The sequence below is a fragment of the Pseudogracilibacillus sp. SE30717A genome (genome assembly GCF_037071985.1).
GTDB lineage: Bacteria > Bacillota > Bacilli > Bacillales > Amphibacillaceae > Pseudogracilibacillus.
On record NZ_JAXHDF010000025.1, the window covers coordinates 1 to 1,479 of the forward strand.

Annotated in this window: 1 protein-coding gene; it reads left to right on the forward strand. The window is 34.8% G+C overall.

The window, feature by feature from the left end; translation table 11 throughout:
• The first annotated feature begins 55 nt into the window (after window positions 1-55).
• A protein-coding gene (locus tag SPD48_RS19880) for an IS3 family transposase (RefSeq protein ID WP_442962182.1) occupies window positions 56-1,448 on the forward strand; the annotation gives its coding sequence in 2 pieces (ribosomal slippage) (window positions 56-582 and window positions 581-1,448; 1,395 coding nt in all).
• Window positions 1,449-1,479: the final 31 nt, after the last annotated feature.

The following is a 1,479-nucleotide window of genomic DNA, read 5'->3' on the forward strand; positions in this document are numbered from 1 at the left end:
TGATGTGAACCCCTAGAGTTAGACTAAGAAAATTCTAACTCTAGGGGTGTTTTGTATGGCAAAGTATGATTTGGCTTTTAAGCTAGCGGTAGTACAGGCTTATTTAGCTGGAGAAGGAGGTTATCCGTCAATCGCTAAAAAGTATGGCATTCCTTCTAACAGTACCGTAGAAAAATGGGTTAAAGTGTATAAATCTTTAGGTGAATCTGGACTAGAACGTAGGTTTACAAATAAGACTTATTCTGTTCAATTTAAGTTGAATGCTTTAGACTATAAGTTAAGAACAGGTGAGTCCTACCAAGATGTTGCACTAACATTTAACATTACAGAACCATCCATTCTTGCGCGTTGGATGTATACTTGGCAACATGAAGGTATAGAAGGGCTCTCCAAAGTAAAGGGGCGTCCAACTATGTCAAAAAAGAAACCGATGACATCTAAGAAAGAGTTAACAAAAGAACAGGAACTTGAACGAGAAGTGGAGCTTCTCCGTGCGGAGAATGCTTACTTAAAAAAGCTCCGAGCTTTAGGGATAGATATTCCGAGCCGACTGCGAATCACGAATCATCAACGAACTCAGAAAAGAATTCCGATTAGCAGTTATCCTTAAAGCGATTAAGTTTCCAAAGGCTACGTATATGTATTGGCAAAAACGATTAAATGAACCAAATCCAGATGAACAAGTAGAAAATGAAATTCAGAAAATATCAGAAGAAAATAAAAGTAATTATGGGTATCGAAGAATTACAATAGAGTTACGCAAACGAGGTTTTATCGTCAATCATAAGAAAGTATTGCGTATTATGAATAAGCTTAGACTTACGTGCAAGAAATTCACACGTAAATCCAGAAAATATAATTCTTATAAAGGTTCAGTAGGTAAGACTGCACCTAATCGTATAAAGCGTAGATTCAATACACCTATACCGCGTCAAAAGATAACGACTGATACGACTGAATTAAAATATTATACAAAGGATCAAAACGGGAAAGTTGTGATTAAAAAAGTATATCTTGATCCTTATTTAGATATGTTTAATGGTGAAATATTAGCGTATCAATTATCGAAAAGGCCGAATGCGAAAGCAGTATTAGATGGATTAGAACAAGTAATCACAATTGCGAAGCAATGGCCTTATCGTACGACGGTTCATACTGATCAAGGCTGGGCGTATCAAATGAAAGCATTTAGTAAAAAGTTAAAAGACAATAATATCTTTCAAAGTATGTCACGTCGTGGAAATTGTCTAGATAATTCACCCATGGAAAATTTCTTTGGGATAATGAAACAAGAAATGTATTATGGTGTTATTTATGAATCATTTGAAGCATTAGAATATGCGGTAAAACAATATATTGATTACTACAATAATAAACGGATTAAAGAAAAATTGACTGGAATGAGTCCAGTAGAATACCGGAAACAGACCAGTCAATTATCAGCTTAAATATTTAGTCTAACTTTATGGGTTCAGTACA